The following is a 16,240-nucleotide window of genomic DNA, read 5'->3' as shown; positions in this document are numbered from 1 at the left end:
AACACGGAAGCGGAGGATTTCGACAGAGACCAGGTGTTTCACGTGAATCCGTGATTTTGAATCGGCTCCGATATGGGGAGCGGCCAAGCTGGGGGAGTAGGTACTCCGACCTCCAGAATGTCATTCTAAAGAGGCACATGGCGTCTCGCCTGCTGGATAGACAGATAAAAAGCTCTGTTGAATTCCTGGCCCATCCTCTAGACGGTTCTGGGTTGAAGCGGCAATTCGTTTAGCCGATAGCGCCGTGATTGATTCACGTGAAACAAAGGCTTCCGCGAAATCAGCACCCGGCTTTGTTTCGATTCGCCCGCGGAACGGAAGGCGAGTGATCTTCCGGTTGGTGGAAAGACTTGTTAAAGAGGCGGTCCATTCCTGCAGGACCGGCTGAAAGAGAAAAAATGGCAGACACGATCTTTGCGCTTTCCAGCGGCGCGGTGCCGTCCGGCGTTGCGGTGATCCGGGTGTCCGGACCACGGACCCGGGAGATCGTCGAATGTCTGTGCGGCCGCCTGCCGGAGCCGCGCAAGGCGATGCTGTCACGGCTTGCCCATCCGCAGACTGGCGATGTTTTGGATGAGGCGCTGGTTCTCTATTTCGAGGGCCCGGCGAGTTTCACAGGAGAGGATGTCGCCGAGTTCCAGTGCCATGGAGGTAGGGCCGTTGTCGCCGGTCTTCTGTCTGTCCTGAGCGGGTTCAACGACTGTCGTCCTGCGGAGGCGGGGGAGTTTACACGGCGGGCCTTTGACCGGGGCAGGATGGATCTGACAGAGGTTGAGGGCCTTGCCGATCTCATCGCCGCGGAGACCGAAAGCCAACGCCGCCAGGCCCTGCGTCAGATGGGGGGCGCGCTCGGAACTCTTTACGAGAATTGGCGAAAGAGGCTCATCCATATGCGGGCGATGATCGAGGCGGATTTCGATTTTGCCGATGAAGAGGATGTTCCCGGCAGTGTCGCCGACGAGGTCTGGAAAGAGGCGAGCGGCCTTCACGGTGAGATTGCCGATCACCTGGTCAGGTCGAAAAGCGGCGAACGGCTTCGCTCCGGTCTGCAGGTCGTCTTGATGGGCGCACCGAATGCCGGCAAGTCGAGCCTGCTGAACGCCATTGCCGGGCGGGATGTTGCCATCGTGACGGAGGAAGCCGGCACCACACGGGACGTGATTGAGGTCCATCTGGATCTCGGCGGGTACCCGGTGACCCTGGTCGACACGGCGGGTCTGCGCCAGACCGATGGTATCGTGGAACGGGAGGGCATTCGACGCGCGGAAGAAAAGGGACGGTCCGCCGACCTGATCTTATGGGCTGTGGAGCCGGATGGTGTTGAACTGAATGACCCGGCCGCAGGCTTGCCGGAGGACCTGCGCAGCCATGTGCCGGTCTGGACTGTGCGCACGAAGAGCGATCTTGAGACTCTTCCGGAACAAGACTCTTCCGGAACGATCCAGGAGATTGCTTGTTCCAGCAAGAGTGCAGACGGCATGACACCCTTGTTCACCCGCCTGACACGTTTTGCTGAGGAAACGATTTCACTTGGCGAAGCGCCTCTGGCAACGCGGGAACGGCATCGTCATTATCTGACAGAATGCCTGGCCGGGTTGCGGACCGCAGTCGAGTCAGAGCATCTGCCTGGCGAACTTCGGGCCGAAGACCTGCGCAGGGCGGCTGATGCGCTCGGGCGGATTACGGGTCGGATCGATGTGGAAGACCTGCTGGATGTGATCTTCCGGGATTTCTGTATCGGCAAATAGCCTGTTTCACGTGAATCATTTGAAGGTATCTGCGGGTCGATTCAGAACCGGAATGTGTTTCACGTGAATCCGGTGGTTTCTGTTTAACGGGATCTGATCCGCTTGAGGTGCGGGTCGGCTATGCGGCTTTGAATTCCGCTTTGACCCAAAAGGGCTCTCGGCTTATAACTCCCTGCGTACAAGTGCCGGTCAGACCGGTCTGTGATAGTCTGGCGATTGCGCCGGACATTGATCCTCAACAACCGATCCGGATGATGCTGGGCCCCAGGTAAATGACTCCTCGGGCTCTGTGAACGGTAGAGACTATGAACGATCAGGAACTGACATTCGATGTTGTCGTGATTGGCGGTGGCCATGCGGGCTGTGAGGCCGCGAGCGCCGCAGCACGGGCAGGCGCCAGAACGGCGCTTGTGACACATCGCTTCGAGACCATCGGGGTGATGTCCTGCAACCCGGCCATTGGCGGTCTGGGGAAGGGACATCTGGTGCGCGAGATCGATGCGCTCGACGGGCTGATGGGCCGGGTCGCTGATCAGGGCGGGATCCAGTTCCGTATGCTCAACCGGCGCAAGGGGCCGGCCGTTCGCGGGCCGCGGGCCCAGGCCGATCGCAAGCTCTACCGTGAAGCGATGCAGCGGGAGATCGCTGCGATTGACGGTCTTTCGGTCGTGGAAGGGGAAGCCCACAAGATCCGTTTCGCGGTGACGGAGGATACCCGTGCTGTTGCTGGTCTCGAGCTTGCTGATGGACGAATGGTTCACTGCAAGTCGATCGTCCTGACAAGCGGAACTTTTCTGCGTGGCCTGATCCATATCGGTGATCAGAAGATCCCGGCGGGCCGCTCGGGGGAAGCCCCGGCCATGGGTCTGTCGGAGTCGCTGGAAGAGATCGGCTTTGAACTCGGTCGGCTGAAGACGGGGACGCCGGCACGCCTGGATGGCCGGACGATCCACTGGGACAGGCTGGACGAGCAGCCAGGCGATGAGGATCCGATCCCGTTCTCGGCGCTGACAGAGAAAATCGAAACCCCGCAGATCCCGTGTCACATTACCCGGACGACGCCTGAGACCCATCAGATCATTCGGGACAATCTCTCCCGGTCCGCGATGTATTCCGGTGAGATCAAGGGTCGTGGGCCGCGTTATTGTCCGTCGATCGAAGACAAGATCGTTCGTTTCGGCGATCGCGACGGGCACCAGATTTTCCTGGAGCCGGAAGGCCTGGACGATCACACGGTCTATCCGAATGGCATTTCGACTTCGCTGCCGGAAGATGCGCAGATCGCTTTCCTCAGGACCATTCCGGGTCTCGAGGATGTCGAAGTGCTGCAGCCGGGTTACGCGATCGAATATGACCACGTGGACCCGCGCGAACTTCGGCCGACGCTGGAAGCCAAGCGCTGTGATGGTCTTTATCTGGCCGGACAGATCAACGGTACGACGGGCTATGAAGAAGCGGGCGCGCAGGGGCTGGTCGCTGGTCTGAACGCGGCTTTCAAGACCGCCGGGAAGGACCCCTTGGTCGTCGATAGGTCGGAAGGCTATATCGGCGTGATGATCGACGATCTGATCACCCGCGGGATCACCGAGCCCTATCGCATGTTCACCTCGCGCGCCGAATACCGTCTGTCGCTGCGGGCAGACAATGCCGATCAGAGACTGACGCCGCTCGGTATCAAAGCGGGCTTTGTATCGGATAAACGGCGTCAGGCGTTCGAAGACAAGATGGTCAGGATCGCCGAAGCGCGGGAGTTGCTGAAGTCACTGACCGTGACACCTTCGGAGGCTCAGAAGAAGGGCCTGCCGGTCAACCAGGATGGCGTCCGCCGCTCGGCCTTCGATCTGCTGTCCTATCCGAAGGTGACCTATGAAGGGCTGACGGCTGTCTGGCCGGAGTTACAGGACATTGACCCGGCCATTGCGGAGCAGGTGGCAACGGACGCGCTTTATGCGGTCTATCTGGATCGGCAGCAGGCAGATATCGAAGCGCTGAAACGCGACGAAGCCTTGCAGATCCCCGATGGTTTCGACTACGAAGCGATTGTCGGTCTGTCCAATGAGGTCAAGCAGAAGCTTGTCGATATCCGGCCGGCGACCCTTGGCCAGGCCTCGCGCATGGACGGTATGACACCTGCGGCGCTGACATTGATCCTGTCGCATCTGAAACGCCAGAGCCAGCGGGGCGCTGCCTGATGGGCCGACCCGTTGTGTTGAACAGCTCTGGACAGGTTGTGCATAAGTATGGGGATGTTTCACGTGAAACGTTGGAGCGTCTGCAGATCTATGTGGACCTGGTTTTGAAGTGGCAACCCGCACAAAACCTCATTGCGCCGTCGACAATTCCCGACATCTGGACCCGGCATGTGGCGGACAGTCTGCAGACCCAATGGAGTTATCCAGAGGCCCGGACCTGGGTGGATATCGGCAGCGGGGGCGGGTTTCCCGGCGTGGTCACCGCCATCCTTCTGTCTGAAACACCGGATGCGCATGTCCACATGATCGAAAGCAATCAGCGCAAGGTCGCCTTCCTGAGGACCGCCTTGCGGGAAACCGGTTCGAAGGGAACGGTGCATCCTGGCCGGATCGAATCGGTTGCGAAAGAGTGGTCCCATGGCCCGGTGGATGCTGTCTCTGCCCGCGCTTTGGCTTCGCTTGACCTGCTATTGCAGCTGTCAGAGCCGTTTACAGTGACAGGTGCAAAGGCCGTTTTCCACAAAGGTCAGGATTTTCAGAGAGAAGTTAACGAAGCCTCTGCCCGTTGGCAGTTCGACATGGTAGAAAAGACCAGTCTTGTTGATCCTATGAGCCGGATGCTTCTTCTTTCAGACATTTCAGCCCGGCCGGAGTAGCCCAGGAAGGTCTTGTGGCAATGAGCATGCTTCCCGAAACGCCGCGCGTGCTCGCGCTGGCGAACCAGAAAGGCGGGGTGGGGAAAACCACGACCGCTATCAATCTCGGCACTGCGCTTGCCGCCATTGGCGAAAAGGTGCTGGTGATTGATCTCGACCCACAGGGCAACGCGTCTACCGGTCTTGGCATTGAACATCGCGACCGCGGTCTGTCGACTTATGAAATTCTGAGTGGCGACTGTTCCCTGGCAGAGGCTGTTCGGGAAACCGCTGTGCAGCGTCTCTGGGTGGCGCCTTCCACCATGGACCTTCTGGGCCTGGAACTGGAAATCGCGTCGACAAGCGATCGTGCCTTCCGGCTGCGCAATGCGATCCAGCAGCTGACGCATTCGCGTCTGTTCCAGGAAATCGGCTTCACCTATGTTCTGGTCGATTGCCCGCCGTCCCTGAACCTTCTCACCATCAATGCGCTGTCCGCGTCGCATTCCATCCTTGTGCCGCTGCAATGCGAGTTCTTTGCGCTTGAAGGTCTGAGCCAGCTGCTCAGCACGGTGGAGCAGGTCAAGAACGCGCTCAATGCCGAGCTCAGCATCCATGGTATCGTCCTGACCATGTATGACAGCCGCAACAATCTCTCCAGCCAGGTGGTTGCCGATGTTCGCGAGACCATGGGCGACGCGGTCTACGACACGATCATTCCGCGCAATGTGCGTATCTCGGAAGCGCCATCTTATGGCAAACCGGCTCTGCTTTATGATCTGAAATGTGCCGGCAGCCAGGCTTACCTGCGGCTGGCATCCGAGATCATCCAGCGTGAGCGGGAATTGCGCAAGGTTGCGGCCTGAGCAACGACGTTGGATTCGGGTCCGAACTGACATTTTGCGACCGTGACGGCTGGGCCACTCTCTGTCACGGTCTATCTTATTGAAATATAAAAAGAAAAAGGTGCGGCATGGCGGAAAAGGACGTCAAGAACAAACGTTTGGGACGGGGTCTGGCGGCCCTGATCGGAGATTCGGCACCTGAGGCTGCCGCGCCACCCGAAAAGATCGTTCGTGACAGCCGCAAGGTGCCGATCGAACACCTGGAGCCGAACCCGCGCAATCCGCGCAAGACCTTCACCGAGAAAGACCTTGCAGACCTTGCGGAATCCCTGAAGGCAAAGGGCATCGTACAGCCCATTCTGGTGCGTCCGGCGGCCGGCAAGCGGGATCGCTTCGAGATCATTGCAGGTGAGCGCCGCTGGCGGGCCGCGCAGCGGGCAGGACTGCACGAAGCACCGATCATCATTCGCGATGTCACCGATCAGGAAGCTCTCGAGCTTGCCATCATTGAAAACGTCCAGCGTGCGGACCTCAATCCGATCGAAGAGGCGATGGGCTACGAGCAGCTGACGGCTGAATTCAGCTACAGTCAGGGCGAACTGGCCAAGGTGATCGGCAAGAGCCGCAGCCATGTCGCCAACACCATGCGGCTTCTGAAGCTGCCCAACTCGGTCAAGGATTACCTGGCCGAAGGTCTGCTGACAGCAGGGCATGCAAGAGCCCTGATCACGGTCGACGATCCCGCCGCCCTTGCTGAGCTGATCGTCGAGAAGGGTCTGACCGTTCGTGATGCTGAAAAGATCTCCCAGGATCCGGATGCACTTGCGAAACTGAAGGGTGAAAAGCCTCCGGTCGCCAAGGCCGAGAAGGACGCCGACACCAAGTCTCTGGAAAAGCGCCTGACCGACTCCCTTGGCCTGAAGGTGACAGTCGGGCACAAGCCGGGCAAGGAAGCGGGCGATCTGAAGATCAAGTACACTTCGCTGGAACAGCTGGACGAGCTGTGCAAGAAACTGGGCGTCGAAACGCGGTAACTTGCTGTCGTAAAAGAGTTTTATGAGCCGGAGCCACTATGTGGTCTCCGGCTTTTGTTTGTTTGCCCTACTGCACAAACACCCAATGTCGTCATCCTGAGGAGGTGCGTAATACCGTCTCGAAGGATGGTCGCTTGTCAGGTGTATATGGAGACGACCCTTTGAAACGCGCGCAAACGCTCCTCGGGATGACGCTGGTGGGTGTGGTTGGCACAGAGAAGAAGAACGGAAATATCGCTCTTCAGGCAACCTAGCGCCGCTGGTTCCGCGCCCTCGCGACACGGCCGAGGGTCAGCAAGGCTTCAGACAGGACCGGAACGCCAAGGGCGTCGTTCAAGCGCGATACTCGAGTGGCTTCGCTCAGGATCTGCATGGCCCGTTCCAGATCCTTCAGCGCCCAGATCCGCAGCTGCAGAGAGAATTTCGGCTTTCGGGTGAAGAAGATCGGTGGACGCTGGCCATCGATGACGGCCTGGGCCGGTTTGCCCTGGTCCACATCGATTCGCATCCGATGCAAATGCTGGAAATGCTTGAGGGTCTGGTTGGCGATCACCGAAGCCTTGGAGCCGGCATCGGCCAAGCGTTCCAGGCCATGATCGAGCGTTGCGAGATCGCCGGTCGCCGCCGCGTCGATCAGTTCGGACATCTCGAAGGCCGAAGCGTCGCCGATGACGGCCTCGATGTCCTCACTCTCGATACGGCCCTTGTTGAGGGCGTAAAGACAGAGCTTTTTCAGTTCGCCGCGGCTGGCCATGCGGTCGCCGCCTAAAAGGCTGTGCAGGGCCGCGCGGGCTTCGCGTGTAATTGTAAGCCCGGCTTCCCGCGTTTCCTCGTCGATCAGCTGGTCGATGCCCCGGTCATTGTCGGCGTAGCAGGGCAGTGCGATGGCGCGCTTGTGGCCTTCGATGAGCTTGCGAAGGCCAACGCCCTTCTTGATATCGCCGGCTTCCAGAACAACCAGTGTCTGCCAGTCGTCCAGTTTCAGGACCGGGTCGACCGCCGGGGTCAGGTTCTTGCCGGACGCATCCTTGACCCAGACAATCCGGCGTCCGCCAAAGAGCGGAACGGTCAGGACTTCGTCGATCAACCGATTCGGATCCGAGCTGATTTCCGAGGCGTCGATCTTGATGAGATTGAAAGGATCGCTGTCGCCTTCGGAGGCCTTCGAGACCAGCTTGGTTGCCCGTTCCGAGACCAGGCCCGTGTCCGGTCCGAAGACAAGCACAACACCGCCGGCCTCGGGTGGATTGGCGATGAACCGGTCGATCTCCGCAGCTTTGAGAACGGTCACGCCGATCGGCTCCTGTCAGGGGTCAGGACTGGCTGGCGAAATAGCCGGCGACGCGGGCAGCAATGTCCTCGGCGACGGATTTAGCCACCCGTTCCTGCGCGTCCCGGTAAGCGCGCTTGTTGGCGAAACGCTGGTCGGAGAAGTCATAGGACGCGGACTTGAAGGCCCGGCCGGTCATCAGCGTCTCATTGGTGTTGATGTCGCTGAGAACAAAGGTGCTGTTCATGGTCGTGGTATAGGCGGACGGAACGTCGGCAAACCGCTCGACACCAACTTCCGCGCTGCTGACATCCATCAGCACCTTGAGCCGGTATTTTTTCGCAGGCGATCCCGCGCCGCGTTCAAACCGGTAGGTCAGCTCGTTGTAGAGAACCCGGGCGGCATCGTCATTGGCATACTGGCTGTTGATCGATTCCAGGTCGATGGCGGCCATTTCGGCAGCGACGGGAGACGGTGTAGACCCGAAATCGCCTGTGCTGGTGCCATAGAGCGGCTTGACCTGGCAGCCGCTCAGGGTCAGAGCGGCCACAACGCCGACGCAAAGGGCAAGACGCTGCGGCGCCTTGCTACCGGTTTTGAAGAGGTTGTCAAACAACGACATTCACGATCCTTTGCGGTACCACGATAAGTTTTTTCGGCGGATTTCCGCTCAGCGCCTTCTTGACGAAATCGAGCTCCAACGTAGCCGCTTCGACCTCCTCTTTGGAAGCCTCTTTTGCAATGGAGAGCTCGCCGCGTTTCTTGCCGTTGATCTGGATCGGATAGGTGATGGAATCCTCGACCAGCAACGCGGCATCCGCCACCGGCCAATCCGCTTCGGAGATCAGGTTGTCATGGCCAAGGGCAGACCAGCATTCCTCGGCCAGGTGCGGCATCATCGGAGCCATCATCTGAACCAGGAAGTCTGCCGCTTCACGCACGGCATATTCGGTGGCATCATCGCTGACACCTTCGTTGAAGACCTTGCTGATGGTGTTGACCAGCTCGTAGAGCCGGGCAACAGCCCGGTTGAAGCCGAGGCCTTCCAGATCGTTCGACACGGCTTCGAGGGTCTTGTGGCTGGCCCGGCGCAGATCCAGGGCCTTGCCAGCGCATTCCGGAGCCCGGCCGCCCCGCGGCTCGGTCTTTTCGGCAATGTCGCCGATCAGGCGCCAGACACGCTGCACAAAGCGCCAGGCACCTTGGACACCGTCTTCGGTCCAGATGACGTCGCGCTCAGGCGGGCTGTCGGACAGCATGAACCAGCGGGCCGTGTCGGCGCCGTATGTGTCGATGATGTCGGTCGGGTCGACGGTGTTTTTCTTCGACTTCGACATCTTCTCGATCGAGCCGATAGCGACGTCTTCGCCGGTTTCCAGCAAGGTCGCGCGGCGCTTGCCGTCAATATCCTCAATGCGGATATCGGCCGGAGCGACCCACCGGGCACCAGCGCCTTCGCCCACACGATAGGTTTCGTGGGTGACCATGCCCTGCGTGAACAGGCCCTTGAACGGTTCTTTCAGATCCAGCGAGCCAACCTTCTGCATTGCCCGCGTGAAGAAGCGGGAGTAGAGCAGGTGCAGGATCGCGTGTTCGATGCCGCCGATATACTGGTCGACCGGCAGCCAGCCGTTGGCGGCGTCCGGGTCGGTCGGCTGGTCGCAGTCCGGCGCGGTGAAGCGTGCGAAATACCAGGAACTGTCCACGAACGTGTCCATGGTGTCGGTTTCGCGTTTTGCCGGCTTGCCGCAATTCGGGCAGGTCGTGTCGCGCCAGGTCGGGTGGCGGTCGAGCGGATTGCCCGGCTTGTCGAAATTGATGTCGTCCGGCAGCTGGACCGGCAGGTTTTCATCCTTCTCCGGTACCACGCCGCAGCTCTCGCAGTGGATGACCGGGATCGGACAGCCCCAATAGCGCTGGCGCGAGATGCCCCAGTCGCGCAGGCGATAGTTCACCTGACGTTCGCCCTGCGGCGCGCCGTCGACCCTAAGACCTTCGAGCTTCCTGGCAATCGCCTCCTTGGCGTCCGGAATGGACAGGCCGTCCATGAAATCGGAATTGAAGATCGTGCCGTCATCCGTATAGGCCTCGGTGCCGACTTCAAACGTTGCCGCGTCGGCGTCCTTCGGCAGGACGACCGGCTTTACGGCCAGGCCGTATTTGCGGGCAAAGTCCAGGTCGCGCTGGTCATGGGCCGGACAGGCGAAGATGGCGCCGGTGCCGTAGTCCATCAGGATGAAGTTGGCGACATAGACCGGCAGCTCCAGCGAGGCGTCGAGCGGATGCTTGACGCGCAGACCGGTGTCGATACCCTTTTTCTCTGCTTTTTCAATGGCTTCTTCAGAGGTACCAACCCGGCGGCATTCTTCGATGAAGGCCTTCAGCTCCGGATTGTCTTCTGCCAGTTTCAGCGAGATCGGATGATCCGGAGACAGGCCCATGAAGGACGCGCCGAACAGCGTGTCCGGCCGGGTGGTAAAGATCTCCAGCGTCTTTTCGCCGGTCGGAGCAGTCTCCGTGAACTCAAAACGCACGCGCAGGCCTTCAGAGCGGCCGATCCAGTTTTTCTGCATCAGCCGGACCTTGTCCGGCCAGCGGTCGAGCGTGTCGATCGCGTCCAGCAGGTCTTCCGAATAATCGGAGATCTTGAAGAACCACTGGGTCAGTTCGCGCTGTTCGACCAGCGCACCGGAGCGCCAGCCGCGGCCGTCGATGACCTGCTCGTTGGCAAGCACCGTCATGTCGACCGGGTCCCAGTTGACCTTGGCGTTCTTGCGGTAGACGAGGCCGGCTTCCAGGAACTTCAGGAACAGGCGTTGTTGCTGTGTGTAGTAGCCGACATCGCAGGTGGCGAATTCCCGGCTCCAGTCCAGCGACAGGCCCATAATCTTGAGTTGGTCGCGCATGGTGGCGATGTTCTCATAGGTCCAGTCCTTGGGATGGACCTTGTTCTGCATCGCCGCGTTTTCCGCCGGCATGCCGAAGGCGTCCCAGCCCATCGGGTGCAGAACATTGAAGCCCTTTGCACGCTTGTACCGGGCGACGACGTCGCCCATGGCGTAGTTGCGCACATGGCCCATGTGAATGCGGCCGGACGGATAGGGAAACATTTCAAGGACGTAATACTTGTCGCGCGGGTCGTCATTATGAGTGACGAAGACGTCCTTGTCGTTCCAGATCTTCTGCCAGCGCGCTTCCACTTCGCGCGCGTTATACCGTTCCGTTGCCATCAAATGTGCCGTTTGTTCTTGCCGCCGGACCCGGCGGATTGTCTGAATGATTGACTGCCGGACTGTCACCAGAAATAGGGGCCGGGGTCAACATGTGAGAGACGATTGATCTTGCAAGAGCCTGTTTATGTCGCAATGCCGCATTCGTAAAGCTGTCGAAAGGCAAGAACCGACGGTTTTGTTGACGGAATCTGCTTCACTCAACGCTCACCGAACGGCAGGCCCGGTGTCTGTTTGCGAAAGCAGGGCTGCACCCTTGTCCCAGATCTCTGCCATAAGGGCACCGTCAGGGTGGGTTTTGCTGAACAGGATGAATAGTTCGACGCTTCGCAGCGGCTCGGACATGCCGATCAAGGCGGCGCTGTCCTCCAGGACTGACCGGCTGTAGACCTGCCCCACCACGTCGTTTTCGATGTAAAGATCTGCTCTGCCATAGAGCAGCATGGTCCAGGCCTCCTTCTCTGTGGCGACAGCCTGAAAGGAGACACCGGCTTTCTCAAGCGGTTCCTGGTACCAGTAGTCCGCAATTCCGACCACTGTGAGGTTCTGCTCGCGAATGTCGTCAAAGCTGAGTGTGGCCAAACCGTCCGGAAATTTGTCTTTCCTGTAGAAATAGACGTCATCCACCTGGTCGACCGGGATCTCGGGATAGAAATAGTCCGTGGTGCGTGCCTCCACAAAGGACCATGAGAAGGTGGCCGGCAAACTGCCGTTTTTGGTCAGTTCCAGAGATCGTCGCCAGGGCAAGAACTCAAATGCCACGGTGTGACCCTGGGATTGGAAGACGTCCGACACCCGTTTCGAATGCAGCCCGAAATCAGGCGCGTCAGCTGAGATGAAAGGTGGCCACTCGCCAATGGCAAAGGTGAAGCTTTCACCACGTACTGGTGAAATACTCAGGAATAAAGCGAATGCCAAAAAGCAGGATGATAAACCGCCGCGGCTCATCTTCTAGCCCTCATCACAGATGATGCCGAGTAAAGAAGTTTACCAGAAAACACTAGAAAAAGATGAAGGGAATTGAATACGCAGGAGGGCTCTCCTGTCGCGACATGCGGCACATTGGATTGGTTCGGGGGAGCGAAGCGACTTGAGATCGGAAGGCCAACCGGCTTAAGAGAGGGACGTGCCCGTTCAAGCGAAAGACCCTTTGATGACCAGCGCCGCAGACCGACTTGCCTCCGTCCAGTCCGATATTCGGGCAGCCGAAGCCGAATTTGGCCGGAAAGAGGAATCCGTCACCCTGATTGCGGTTTCGAAAACGTTCGAGGCGGACGACATCCGGCCCGTTCTTGATGCGGGTCAGAAGGTTTTCGGCGAAAACCGCGTGCAGGAGGCAATGGGCAAGTGGCCCGGCTTGCGGGGCGACTATGCCGGTATTGAATTGCATCTGATTGGCCCGTTGCAGTCGAACAAGGCAAAAGAGGCCGTTCAGACCTTTGATGTGATCCACACGGTTGACCGGCCCAAAATCGCCAGGGCCCTGAAGAGCGAGATGGACAGACAGGACCGGCAATTGCCCTGTTTCATTCAGGTAAATACCGGCGAAGAACCGCAGAAGGCAGGCATTCCGCCCAGGGAAGTCGATGCTTTCATCAGCCAATGCCGGGACGAAATTGGCCTGAGCATCATCGGCCTGATGTGCATTCCACCGGTGGACGAGGCGCCAGGAGAGCATTTTGCGCTCCTGGAAAAGATCGCCGACCGCAACGGACTGGCTCAGCTCTCCATGGGCATGTCGGCCGACTATCCGGTTGCCGTCGGTTTTGGAGCCACCCACGTCCGGGTTGGTTCAGCAATTTTCGGGGCGCGCGATTACACCTGAGCGGTGCGTCCGTTCACTTCAGACTGATCCTGGTTCAGAGCCGAGCGCCGGACGGCGAGGGCTGATTCAAGGCGGGCAATGGCAGGGGCGTTTGCAACCTGGCAGACGCGCAATGCTGGCAATTCATTTTTATCAACAGTTACAACTGGTTAGGAAAACGGAAAAATTTTTGCAGCCCCAGAACTGCCTGAAATCGTCAAAAATGACAGGAATTTGACCGACCTGGGGCTGATCGTAATAGTCAGACACAACAATGCCCCTAAGGAACCCAAGAGCGGCCCTTTGAGGGTCCTGATCGCTTTGCACAGTCCGTGCCGTTCCGGTTCGGCGGGTCGCAGGGGCCCGGTGGATCGACGGAACAACGGGCCGATCCGCCGCATCGCGGCGGCTCAAGTGGGAACGGTCCGGCAATGACCCAAACAATTGGAGGTCACATCATGTCCAAACGTCTTACGGCTGCTCTTCTTATCGGCGCCTTCGCAGCGTCTTCCGCAGCATATGCCCAGGGCATGTCCTTTCAGGCGGTCGACAGCGACCAGGACGGCTTCGTGAGCTTTGAAGAGATCACCGCCGCGGTCCCGACCATGTCGGAAGATCTGTTCAAGGCAGCCGATGCCAACCAGGACAACCTCCTGGATCCGGAAGAGTTTGCGACCGTTCAGCCGTAACAACGGGCATCGGGCAGTACCCCCCTTGAGCCGTCTCGGCGGCTCGAATGCCCGATGTGAACGGAAGCATGAGAACCACCGTCGGAGGTCACGCCGGCGGTGGTTTTCTTTTTTTGATGGCCTCAGTCGCACCAGAAGTCGGGCGTCAGCAGCAGGATGCCGCCGAGAATTTCAAGCCGGCCGAGGATCATTTCGATCGCCAGCACCCATTTGGCGGCATCGGGCAGGGTCTGGAACGTGCCCGAGGGGCCAATCGTGTCGCCGACGCCCGGGCCAACATTGGCAAGCGCCGTGATCGAGGCACTCAACGATGTTTCGAGATCCAGACCAAGCGCCAGGTAGATCATCGAAAAGCCGGCGAAGGCGGCGGCATAGACCACCGCAAACACAAATACGCCTTCCAGAACGGGATTGGAGACCGCCCGGCCCTGGTATGTCGTCTCGACAACCCGGCGCGGACGGACCATGCGTTTCAGGAGCCCGCGAAAGTGGCTGAGCAGAATGGCGATGCGGAACATCTTGAAGCCGCCGGAGGTCGATCCGGCACAACCTCCGAAAAAGGTCAGCATGAAGAAGATCGCGATCACGGCCGGCCCGAATTGCAGATAATCGTTGGCGGCGTAACCGGTGGTCGAAATCACCGAGGCGACGTTGAACACCGCCAGCGTGAACATGTGAAACGGCGTGTCATGAACGATGTAACGTTCAAAGTAGAAGACGCTGAAGGCGGCCACGAGAACGATTGAGAGCAACAGGACAATCTGAACGTCAAGGCTCACGCGGCGACGCTCGATGCTGCGGATGAGATAGAGAAAGGGAACGCTTGAGGTGAGCATGAACAGGATGGCCACCCAATAGACCGTTACCCCCGGAAACTGGCCGAAGGACTGATCCGAGGTTGAAAATCCGCCGGTCGAGACCGTGGTCATGGCGTGAATGATCGCCTCGAACAACGTCATTCCGCAGAGAAGATAAAGTGCAGCGCAGATCAGGTTGAGGCCACCATAAAGCCCGAGCAGCCTAAAGAGGAAGGGGCTGACATGGCCATAGGGCTTGTGTGTGGTTTCAGAGGTCTCCAGCGCAAAGAGCTGGCTGCCGCCAACCCTCAGACCCGGCAGGAGCCAGACGCCGATCGCGATGACGCCGATGCCGCCAACCCATTGCAGCAAGGCGCGCCACAACAGGATACCGGGAGGCATCTGGTCAAGCCCGGTCAGGACCGTTGAACCTGTCGTGGTCAGACCGGAAGCCGTTTCAAAAAACGCGTCGGTGAAACTGATATTCAGTTCGCTGGCGTAAAGCGGCACAGCGCCTGCCAGGGAAAACACGAACCAGGCAGCGTTTACGAAAATGATGGCTTCGCGAAAGTTGCCTGGTGGCCTGTGGCCGTGAAAGGCGAAGGTCGTCAGCACGCCCGCGGTGGACAGGACCAACGCGGAGATCAGGAAGATCTGCCAATCCGGATTTCTCGCAAAGATATCGGCAATGGCAGGCAGGATCATCAGCAGCGAGATCAGGATGAGCAGGCGTCCGATTGGCAGCGCAATGGCACGAAAATTCATCTGGCGATCGTCCGAAACGGACTGCCGGAAGGCGGCAGGCGATAGCTGAAACTCCTGTTGTTATCTGCCTGTGCAGTGCAAAAAGCAAGGATTGCGACCGTGGCGGGGGGCAGGTGCGAAGCCTCGAACGGGCCATGATTGAGAAAATATCAAATATCCCTAGCTGTGATCTATGTTGACCCTCTGGTTGCCGTTTGCCAGACTGCTCGCATTCTAAGGGAGGACATCATGAAAGTATTTTCCTGGGCGCTTGGCGCTGCCCTGGCTGTCGGCCTGACGGCAGGTTCCGCACTGGCCGCAGACACGACTTTGCGCATTTCACTGCAATTGCCGCTGACCAGCCATCTCGGTCAGAACCTCCAGCTGTTCAAGGAAGAGGTGGAGAAAAACTCAAATGGCGAGATCGCCGTCGAGATTTACGATTCCGCCCAGCTCTACAAGGACAAGGAAGTGCCGGCGGCGGTCGGTTCCGGTTCGATCGAAATGGGCGTTGCCTCTCTGACACGGTATGTGGGCGATGTCCCGGCCGTGGACATCTTCTATCAGCCGTTCCTGTTCGATACGGAAGAAAAGGTTCGGGCAGCCGTGGCGCCCGGTTCGCCTGTGCGCGGACCGCTCGACGAGGCCATCAAGGACACCGGGTCGACCGTTCTGTGGTGGCAGGCCTATGGCGGCGCGATCATGTTGTCGAACGGTGCGCCGGTGAAGACGCCGGAGGACATGAAAGGCAAGAAGGTGCGTGTGTTCGGCAAGACGCTCGGTGATTTCGTGACCGCTGCCGGCGGCGCGCCGACACTGATTTCCGGGTCCGAACAGTATCTCGCCTATCAGCGCGGCACGGTCGATATCGGCATGACCGGCGTCTCCGGCGTGAAATCGCGCAAGCTCTGGGATGTGATGGATACCATTACCGTCACCAACAATGCTGATATCGAGTTCATCGTGGTGGTCAACACGGATTTCTGGAACGGCCTGTCCGATGCGCACAAGGCCATTATCGAAGCCGCGGCCCTGAAAGCGGAAGCCGATGTCAGGGATCGCATGTCCCAGATCGAAGCCGATGCCTATGCGGCCGCGGAAGAAAACGGCATGACGGTCTACAAGCCGACTGCAGAGGAACTTTCCGCCTGGAAAGCGGTCAGCCAGCCGGTCTATGACGCCTATGTCGAAAAGACTGGTGACCTGGGCAAGCAGGTGATGGACGCGGCGCAGAAACTCTGACGCCGTCAAA

General features: G+C 59.2%; 13 protein-coding genes. 8 read left to right on the top strand and 5 right to left on the bottom strand.

Translation table 11 applies throughout. The features are described from left to right. Positions 1-398 precede the first annotated feature (398 nt). The 5 genes from mnmE (at position 399) to CHH27_RS19510 (ending at position 6,454) form a co-directional block, all read left to right on the top strand. A complete protein-coding gene (gene mnmE / locus CHH27_RS19530; RefSeq protein ID WP_094073071.1) occupies positions 399-1,748 on the top strand; it encodes a tRNA uridine-5-carboxymethylaminomethyl(34) synthesis GTPase MnmE in 1,350 nt (449 codons plus the stop codon). 305 nt (positions 1,749-2,053) lie between these two features. Then, positions 2,054-3,940, top strand: coding sequence for a tRNA uridine-5-carboxymethylaminomethyl(34) synthesis enzyme MnmG (gene mnmG, locus CHH27_RS19525; protein WP_094073070.1), 1,887 nt, complete (start codon positions 2,054-2,056; stop codon positions 3,938-3,940). Then, entirely contained in the window at positions 3,940-4,596 is a 657-nt protein-coding gene (rsmG, locus tag CHH27_RS19520) for a 16S rRNA (guanine(527)-N(7))-methyltransferase RsmG (RefSeq protein ID WP_208988294.1), read from the top strand. Before mnmG ends, rsmG begins: the two co-directional genes overlap by 1 nt. A 20-nt stretch (positions 4,597-4,616) precedes the next feature. After that, complete coding sequence (locus CHH27_RS19515; RefSeq protein ID WP_094074877.1) at positions 4,617-5,441, top strand: ParA family protein; 825 nt, start codon at positions 4,617-4,619, stop codon at positions 5,439-5,441. 107 nt (positions 5,442-5,548) lie between these two features. Further along, positions 5,549-6,454: a ParB/RepB/Spo0J family partition protein gene (locus CHH27_RS19510; RefSeq protein WP_094073069.1), complete on the top strand. Its 906-nt coding sequence runs from the start codon at positions 5,549-5,551 to the stop codon at positions 6,452-6,454. A gap of 250 nt (positions 6,455-6,704) precedes the next feature. On the opposite strand, the gene holA is transcribed toward CHH27_RS19510, so the two are convergent. From holA to CHH27_RS19490, 4 genes are all read right to left on the bottom strand, one after another. Next, a complete protein-coding gene (holA, locus tag CHH27_RS19505; RefSeq protein WP_094073068.1) occupies positions 6,705-7,745 on the bottom strand; it encodes a DNA polymerase III subunit delta in 1,041 nt (346 codons plus the stop codon). A 22-nt stretch (positions 7,746-7,767) separates the two neighbouring features. Beyond that, positions 7,768-8,346, bottom strand: coding sequence for a hypothetical protein (locus CHH27_RS19500; protein ID WP_094073067.1), 579 nt, complete (start codon positions 8,344-8,346; stop codon positions 7,768-7,770). Continuing rightward, a complete protein-coding gene (gene leuS, locus CHH27_RS19495; protein ID WP_094074876.1) occupies positions 8,333-10,954 on the bottom strand; it encodes a leucine--tRNA ligase in 2,622 nt (873 codons plus the stop codon). The genes CHH27_RS19500 and leuS overlap by 14 nt, the downstream gene beginning before the upstream one ends. A gap of 207 nt (positions 10,955-11,161) precedes the next feature. Beyond that, positions 11,162-11,716 carry a hypothetical protein gene (locus CHH27_RS19490; RefSeq protein WP_157738998.1) on the bottom strand — a complete coding sequence of 185 codons (555 nt, stop codon included), beginning with the start codon at positions 11,714-11,716 and terminating at the stop codon, positions 11,162-11,164. A gap of 391 nt (positions 11,717-12,107) precedes the next feature. Between CHH27_RS19490 and CHH27_RS19485 the strand changes: the two genes are divergently transcribed. After that, complete coding sequence (locus CHH27_RS19485) at positions 12,108-12,779, top strand: YggS family pyridoxal phosphate-dependent enzyme (RefSeq protein ID WP_094073065.1); 672 nt, start codon at positions 12,108-12,110, stop codon at positions 12,777-12,779. A gap of 437 nt (positions 12,780-13,216) precedes the next feature. After that, on the top strand, positions 13,217-13,447 hold the full coding sequence (locus tag CHH27_RS27740) for a hypothetical protein (RefSeq protein WP_157738997.1): 231 nt from the start codon (positions 13,217-13,219) through the stop codon (positions 13,445-13,447). A 122-nt stretch (positions 13,448-13,569) separates the two neighbouring features. Here CHH27_RS27740 and CHH27_RS19475 read toward each other — a convergent pair whose 3' ends face one another. Beyond that, entirely contained in the window at positions 13,570-15,009 is a 1,440-nt protein-coding gene (locus tag CHH27_RS19475; protein WP_208988293.1) for a TrkH family potassium uptake protein, read from the bottom strand. 228 nt (positions 15,010-15,237) lie between these two features. Here CHH27_RS19475 and dctP point away from each other — a divergent pair, with 228 nt between their 5' ends. After that, positions 15,238-16,230 (top strand): TRAP transporter substrate-binding protein DctP, encoded by a 993-nt coding sequence (gene dctP, locus CHH27_RS19470; protein WP_094073063.1) that lies wholly within the window; start codon positions 15,238-15,240, stop codon positions 16,228-16,230. Positions 16,231-16,240: the final 10 nt, after the last annotated feature.

The sequence above is a fragment of the Labrenzia sp. VG12 genome (assembly GCF_002237595.1).
Taxonomy (GTDB): Bacteria; Pseudomonadota; Alphaproteobacteria; order Rhizobiales; family Stappiaceae; genus Roseibium.
Note: the sequence above shows the minus strand (reverse complement) of the source record. Positions and strands in the feature narration are given on the sequence as shown.

Coding starts and splice junctions, on each gene's coding strand:
- rsmG (WP_208988294.1), top strand. CDS start 3,940: ATGGGCCGACCCGTTGTGTTGAACAGCTCTGGACAGGTTGTGCATAAG.
- CHH27_RS19485 (WP_094073065.1), top strand. CDS start 12,108: ATGACCAGCGCCGCAGACCGACTTGCCTCCGTCCAGTCCGATATTCGG.
- mnmE (WP_094073071.1), top strand. CDS start 399: ATGGCAGACACGATCTTTGCGCTTTCCAGCGGCGCGGTGCCGTCCGGC.
- CHH27_RS27740 (WP_157738997.1), top strand. CDS start 13,217: ATGTCCAAACGTCTTACGGCTGCTCTTCTTATCGGCGCCTTCGCAGCG.
- leuS (WP_094074876.1), bottom strand. CDS start 10,954: ATGGCAACGGAACGGTATAACGCGCGCGAAGTGGAAGCGCGCTGGCAG.
- CHH27_RS19515 (WP_094074877.1), top strand. CDS start 4,617: ATGAGCATGCTTCCCGAAACGCCGCGCGTGCTCGCGCTGGCGAACCAG.
- CHH27_RS19475 (WP_208988293.1), bottom strand. CDS start 15,009: ATGAATTTTCGTGCCATTGCGCTGCCAATCGGACGCCTGCTCATCCTG.
- CHH27_RS19500 (WP_094073067.1), bottom strand. CDS start 8,346: ATGTCGTTGTTTGACAACCTCTTCAAAACCGGTAGCAAGGCGCCGCAG.
- mnmG (WP_094073070.1), top strand. CDS start 2,054: ATGAACGATCAGGAACTGACATTCGATGTTGTCGTGATTGGCGGTGGC.
- CHH27_RS19510 (WP_094073069.1), top strand. CDS start 5,549: ATGGCGGAAAAGGACGTCAAGAACAAACGTTTGGGACGGGGTCTGGCG.
- dctP (WP_094073063.1), top strand. CDS start 15,238: ATGAAAGTATTTTCCTGGGCGCTTGGCGCTGCCCTGGCTGTCGGCCTG.